The organism is Streptomyces sp. MI02-7b (genome assembly GCF_033793585.1).
GTDB lineage: Bacteria > Actinomycetota > Actinomycetes > Streptomycetales > Streptomycetaceae > Actinacidiphila.
The window spans coordinates 49,631-56,311 of the sequence record NZ_JARAWX010000029.1 but is presented as its reverse complement, the minus strand read 5'-3'; the positions used below and the strand labels follow the sequence as shown (position 1 = coordinate 56,311).

Below are 6,681 nucleotides of genomic sequence, written 5' to 3'. Positions count from 1 at the left end.
ATGTTGCGGACCTGGCTGGTGAGGTTGTCGGCCATGAAGTTGACGTTGTCGGTGAGGTCCTTCCACACCCCCGACACACCGCGGACCTGGGCACGGCCGCCCAACTGGCCCTCTGTGCCGACCTCGCGGGCGACGCGTGTCACCTCGCCCGCGAAGCCGCGGAGCTGGTCCACCATGGTGTTGATGGTGTCCTTCAGCTCCAGGATCTCGCCTCGGGCGTCGACCGTGATCTTCTTTGACAGGTCCCCGTCGGCGACCGCGGTGGTCACCTGGGCGATGTTGCGGACCTGCGAGGTCAGGTTGGACGCCATGAAGTTGACGTTGTCGGTGAGGTCCTTCCACACCCCGGACACGCCCCGGACCTGGGCACGGCCGCCCAACTGGCCCTCGGTGCCGACCTCGCGGGCCACCCGGGTGACCTCGTCGGCGAAGGCCGACAGCTGGTCCACCATCGTGTTGACGGTCAGCTTGAGCTCCAGCAGCTCGCCGGTGGCCTCGACCGTCACCTGACGGGTCAGGTCGCCGCGTGCCACCGCCGTCGTCACCAGCGCGATGTCACGCACCTGCGCGGTCAGCCGGGCGGCCATCGCGTTGACGGCCTCGGTCACGTCCCGCCAACTGCCGGACAGTCCCTGTACCTTGGCACGGCCGCCGAGCCGGCCCTCGGTGCCGACCTCGCGGGCGACGCGCGTCACCTCGCCGGTGAACAGCGACAGCTGGTCCACCATGCGGTTGACCGCGCGGCCCAGCCGCCGCAGATCGCCGCGCAGCGGCCGGCTGCCGTCGTGCAGGTCCACCCGCTGGGTCAGGTCGCCGCCCGCCACCGCGTCCAGCACCCGGGTCGCGTTCGCCGCCGGGATGACCAGGGCGTCGACGAGGGTGTTCGCCGCCTGGACGTTCATCGCCCACGAGCCCTGGCCGGGACTGTCGGCGAGCCGCTCGTCCAGCCGGCCCTGGCGGACCACCTCCCGCCGGACCCGGGCCAGTTCGGAGGAGAAGTGCCGCTCCCGGGAGACGATCCGGTTGAACGTTCCGGCGAGCTCGGCCTGCAGTCCTTCCCGCTGTTCGTCCAGGCTCACCCGGAAGTCCCCGTCGCACAGCGACCGCATCGCCGTCAGCAGCGGCCGGAGTTCCGCCGCCCGTATCCACTCCTCTCCCGGCGGCGGATCAACGACACGCTGACGCGCAGGAGTAGCGGTTTTCGGGGCGGGAACAGCCGATTTAAGAGCCATGACGGCCTTCTTCGGTGACTCGGCGCTTATGAGCGCGCTCAGTCTGTCACGCTGACCTTGCCCTCAAGGGCGCAATGCCGTATCTGCTCGGGAGCCGCACAGTGGGGCCAGATTCCATGCCACGGGATTTCGTTTCCCGCACCAGCCTGCCCGGCAACCAGCTCGCCGCCTCCGCCGCCCGCAAGTTCGTCCGTGCGGCGCTCGGCGCGTGGACGACGGACGGACCCGGCCCCGACGAGCGCCTGGCCGCCGACGCGGTCCTGGTGGTCAGCGAACTCGTCACCAACGCCGTCATCCACGCGGGGACCACCGTCGAACTGCTCTGCCGGCTCGAACAGGACGGCCTCGTGGTGGAGGTGTCCGACCACCACCCCGCGCGCGTCGTGCGCGACCGGGCCGAACTGGAACGGGAGGGCCGCGACGGCGGCCGCGGTCTCCAACTTGTCGCGGCGCTTTCCGAGGCGTGGGGTATCACCTACCGGCGCGACCTCAAGACCATCTGGTGCCGGCTCGCCGCCGCGCACGACCCCGAGGACCACGCCCCGGCCACGGACGGCGACCGCACCCTGACGGGCGGGCTGCGCGCCGCCGAGATCCTGGCGCCGCTGCCGCGCCAGGCCGCCCGCCGGTCCGACGGCGACTGGATCAGCCGCGGCTCGCTGTCCTTCCTCGCCGAGGCGTCCGACCTGCTCGCCGGGCAGCTCGACGAGGACATGGTGGCCGCGCTGGCCGGACAGCTGCTGGTGCCCCGGCTCGCCGACTGGTGCGCGGTCTGGCTCGGCGCCGACGGCCCCGGGACGACCGAACCGCGGCTCGCCCGCGTCTGGCATGCCGCCGAGAGCCGCATCGACGGGCTGCGCCTGGTCCTTGAGAAGGACCCGCCCCCGCCGCCGCCCCACGGCCGCTCCGGCGCCGTCCCCTGGCCCTGGCCCGCCACCGCCGACGGGACCGACGCCATGGGCGCCGCCCTCGCCTGCCCGCTCGTCGCCGGCGGCCGCTGCCACGGCACGCTGCTGCTCGGCAGGACCGGGCTGATGCGCATGCCCGACGAGGTCATCGGGCTCATCGAGGACTTCGCCCGCCGCGTGGCCCTCGCGGTCGGCACGGCCCGGCAGTACGCCCGGCAGGCCATGATCAGCCGCGTCCTGCAGCGCGGGCTGCTGCCCGCCGGGCTCGGCACCGTCCCCGGCGTGGAAACGGCCGTCGTCTACGAGCCCACGCGCGCCGACGTCGTCGGCGGCGACTTCTACGACATCTTCCCGGCAGGCGGCGGCCGCTGGTGCTTCGCGCTCGGCGACGTCCAGGGCAACGGTCCCGAGGCGGCCGCCGTCACCGGGCTGGCCCGGCCCGTGATGCGGCTCCTCGCCCGGGAGGGCCACGGCGTCGCCGAGGTCCTCGACCGCCTCAACCGCGCCCTCGCGGACGAGGCAGCCGCGGCGACTCTCGGCGACGGCCTCGGCCCCGGCTGGGAGACCGGCCCGCGCTTCCTGTCGCTGCTCTACGGCGAGATCGTGCCCGGCGGCGACGGCGGTGTCCTGTGCACCCTGGCCAGCGCCGGCCACCCGCTGCCGCTCGTCCTGAACGGCGCGGGCACGGTCCGCGCAGCGGCCGCCCCGCAGATACTGCTGGGCATCACGGACGACGCCCACTACCGCAGCGAATCGTTCCACCTCGCGCCCGGGGACACGCTCCTGTGCGTCACCGACGGCGTCACTGAGCGGCGCAGCGGCAACCGGCAGTTCGACGACGACGACGGGCTCGCGGTGGTGCTCGCGGGGTGCGTGGGGTTGGGGGCGGCGGGGGTCGCGGAGCGGATTCGCAGGGCGGTGCACGGGTACGATCCGGCTCCGCCGGACGATGATCTGGCGCTGCTCGTCCTGCGGGCCCAGTAGCTGTGTGCGGCGCCGTCGTGGTTGCCGTCTGGTTTTTCCCCGCCCTCCCGCCCGTGTGCCCTGTGAAGTCAGGGCGCCCCGGCGCGCGTTTCGTGGGGTGCCGGGGTCGGGGCCTCCGGGGCTGGGCATTCTGGACAGCACATTTCGGTGCCTCGGGCGCTCTCAACTGATCACCCCGGGTTGTGCACCCAAATATGCTCCACAGTCCAGAACGCCCACCCCTACGACCCCGCCCCCTCCGTTTCGTCATGCGCCTGATCCCCAGTGGGGGTGTGGAGGCGGACCGTGGTGACTGCGGTTGCCTGGATGCCGCCCCCATCGGCCCGCCAGTGCCTGCCCCAACATTCGGCCGGGGGACCCGCTGTGGGCGCGACGTGGCGGCCGGCGCGGTGTGCGTTGGCGGTGACGGCTGGGTGTTCCGGACTGTGGAGCATATTTGTGTGCGGTATCCGGGTCGGGATGGGATGAGTAGGTGCTGGAAACGCACGTAAATGTGCTGTCCAGAATGGTCAGCCCCGGAGGCCCCGAACCCGGGCCAAGAACCACGCGCGCCGGGGTGCCCTGACTTCACAGGGCACCCGGGAGGGCGGGCAGGGAAAAAACCCCGGCACAATGGGGGCATGCCATCCGTACTGCCCGACGGCGAGCCCATGCCCCAGAACGGTGCGCTGCCCCCGGCAGCCCTCGCCGGGGCGGAGAACCGCCCGCTCGGGTTCTACCTGCACGTCCCGTACTGCGCCACCCGCTGCGGCTACTGCGACTTCAACACCTACACCGCCGCCGAGCTGCGCGGCACCGGCGGCGTGCTCGCCTCCCGCGAGAACTACGCGGACACGCTGATCGACGAGATCCGGCTCGCCCGCAAGGTGCTGGGCGACGACGCCCGCCGCGTCGAGACGGTGTTCGTCGGCGGCGGCACGCCGACGCTGCTGCCGGCGGCGGACCTGACCCGCATGCTGGGCGCCATCCGGGACGAGTTCGGCCTGGCGGAGGGGGCCGAGGTCACGACGGAGGCGAATCCGGAGTCGGTGGACCCCGCGTACCTGGCGGAGCTGCGGGCCGGGGGCTTCAACCGGATGTCGTTCGGGATGCAGAGCGCCCGGCAGCACGTGCTGCAGGTGCTGGACCGCAGGCACACGCCGGGCCGGCCGGAGGCCTGCGTGGCGGAGGCGCGGGCAGCCGGCTTCGAGCATGTGAACCTGGACCTGATCTACGGCACACCGGGGGAGTCGGACGACGACTGGCGGGCGTCCCTGGACGCGGCGATCGACGCGGGCCCGGACCATGTGTCGGCGTACGCGCTGATCGTGGAGGAGGGCACGCAGCTGGCCCGCCGGATCCGGCGGGGCGAGGTGCCGATGACCGACGACGACGTCCACGCGGACCGCTACCTGATCGCCGAGGAGCGTCTGTCGGAAGCCGGTTTCGACTGGTACGAGGTGTCGAACTGGGCGACCTCGACGTCGGCCCGGTGCCGCCACAACGAGCTGTACTGGACGGGCGCCGACTGGTGGGGCGCCGGACCGGGCGCGCACGCCCACGTGGGCGGCGTGCGCTGGTGGAACGTGAAGCACCCCGCGGCGTACGCGGCGGCGCTCGCGGAGGGGCGCAGTCCCGGCGCGGGCCGCGAGGTGCTGGCCGCGGAGGACCGCCGGGTGGAGCGCATCCTGCTGGAGCTGCGGCTCGCGGACGGCTGCCCGCTGGACATCCTGGCCCCGGCCGGGGCGGCGGCCGCCGGGCGCGCGGTGGCCGACGGGCTGCTGGAGCCGGGCGCGTACGAAACCGGGCGGGCGGTGCTCACGCTGCGCGGGCGGCTGCTCGCGGACGCGGTGGTCAGGGACCTGGTCGACTGATCAGGCGCCCGGGGCCGTGACGAAGTCGATCAGCTCCTCCACGCGGCCCAGCAGTTCCGGCTGGAGGTCCTTGTAGGAACGGACCGAGCCCAGGATGTGCTGCCAGGCGGCTCCGGTGTTCTCCGGCCAGCCGAGCGCGCGGCACACCCCGGTCTTCCAGTCCTGGCCGCGCGGCACCGCCGGCCAGGCGGGGATGCCGACGGAGGAGGGCTTCACGGCCTCCCAGACGTCGATGTAGGGGTGGCCGGCGACCAGCACGTGGTCGCCGGTGACCGAGGCGGCGATCCGGGACTCCTTGGAGCCCGGTACGAGGTGGTCGACGAGCACGCCGAGCCGTGCGCCGGGTCCGGGGGCGAAGGCGGAGACGATGGCGGGCAGGTCGTCGACGCCCTCCAGGTACTCCACGACGATGCCCTCGACCCGCAGGTCGTCGCCCCAGACCCGCTCGACGAGCTCCGCGTCGTGGCGTCCCTCGACGTAGATGCGCCCGGCGCGGGCGACCCGGGCCCGTGCGCCGGGGACGGCGAGGGAGCCCGAGGCGGTCAGCCGGGGGCCGGAGGGGGCGGCGGCGGTGGGCCGCACCAGGGTGACGACCTTGCCCTCCAGGAGGAAGCCGCGCGGCACGAGGGGGAAGACCCGGTGCCTGCCGAAGCGGTCCTCCAGCGTGACGGTCGGCCCCTCGGCGGTCTTCTCGCAGCGGATCACCGCCCCGCAGAAGCCGGTGGAGACCTCCTCCACCACCAGGTCCCGTTCGGCCGCGACCTCGGGCGCGGGCACGGACGGCCGCTTCCAGGGCGGGGTGAGATCGGCGTCGTAGTTCCGGCTGCGCATGCCAGGGATCGTATCCGGACGGACCGCCGCTCAAGCGGATCCGAACCGGGCCGCCAGCGCGTCCCGTTGGGCGCGGACGAAGCGCGCGTCGACCACGGCTCCGTGTCCGGGGACGTAGAGCGCGCTCTCGCCGCCCAGCTCCAGCAGCCGGTCCAGGGTGCCCGGCCACGCGCCCGGGGCGGCGTCCGGGCCGGCCTGCGGCTCGCCGGACTCCTCGACGAGGTCGCCGCAGAAGACCACGGCGGGCGTCCCGGGCACGACCACCACCAGGTCGTGCGTGGTGTGTCCCTCACCGGGGTGGACCAGCAGGACCTCGCGGTCGCCGCCGAGGTCCAGTGCCCAGCGGCCGTCCACGAGGTGACCGGGCGGCACCAGGACCTCCGCGGCCAGCGTCGCGGCCTCCTCGCCGGCGCCGTGCTCGATCGCGTCCAGGCGCAGCGTGAAGCGCTCGCGGCCGAGGTGGGCGCCGAGTGTCATCTCGCCGAAGACCTGGGCGCCGGGGAAGGCGGCCGTGCCGAAGACGTGGTCGAAGTGACCGTGGGTCAGTGCGATGTGCGTCACGTCGCGCCCGGTCAGCTCACGGACCCGGCGGCCCAGCTCGGCCCCCTCGGCGACCGAGGAGCCGGTGTCCACCAGCAGGACGCCCTCGGCGCCGACGACGACCCCGATGGTGACGTCGAGGAACGGCATCCGGCAGCGGGCCACGCCGGGTGCCAGGTGCTCCCAGCCGGCGAAGGGCTCCGGCGCCGTCGGTGTCGTCTCCACACCGCGACGGTATCCCCGCCGGGGTGGGCCGCGCGCGCTACGGTGGCCGGTCGAGGGGGTCCGGGTGCGGACCGCCCTTGCCGAGGTCTTGCCTCCCCGCCGTACACT

At 73.7% G+C, this 6,681-nt stretch carries 5 protein-coding genes; 2 read left to right on the top strand and 3 right to left on the bottom strand.

The window, feature by feature from the left end; all coding sequences use genetic code 11:
• The coding region (locus PV364_RS34430) for a HAMP domain-containing protein (RefSeq protein ID WP_319664616.1) at positions 1 to 1,109 on the bottom strand (1,109 nt) is incomplete at its 3' end.
• A gap of 239 nt (positions 1,110 to 1,348) precedes the next feature.
• Here PV364_RS34430 and PV364_RS34425 point away from each other — a divergent pair.
• Both PV364_RS34425 and hemW read left to right on the top strand, forming a co-directional pair.
• Positions 1,349 to 3,124 (top strand): ATP-binding SpoIIE family protein phosphatase, encoded by a 1,776-nt coding sequence (locus PV364_RS34425; RefSeq protein ID WP_319664615.1) that lies wholly within the window; start codon positions 1,349 to 1,351, stop codon positions 3,122 to 3,124.
• Between the two features lie 620 nt (positions 3,125 to 3,744).
• Complete coding sequence (gene hemW, locus PV364_RS34420; protein ID WP_319664614.1) at positions 3,745 to 4,977, top strand: radical SAM family heme chaperone HemW; 1,233 nt, start codon at positions 3,745 to 3,747, stop codon at positions 4,975 to 4,977.
• Here hemW and PV364_RS34415 read toward each other — a convergent pair whose 3' ends face one another.
• On the bottom strand, positions 4,978 to 5,808 hold the full coding sequence (locus tag PV364_RS34415; RefSeq protein ID WP_319664613.1) for a DUF3097 domain-containing protein: 831 nt from the start codon (positions 5,806 to 5,808) through the stop codon (positions 4,978 to 4,980).
• A 30-nt stretch (positions 5,809 to 5,838) separates the two neighbouring features.
• Entirely contained in the window at positions 5,839 to 6,498 is a 660-nt protein-coding gene (locus PV364_RS34410) for an MBL fold metallo-hydrolase (RefSeq protein WP_319664665.1), read from the bottom strand.
• Between the last annotated feature and the right edge of the window lie 183 nt (positions 6,499 to 6,681).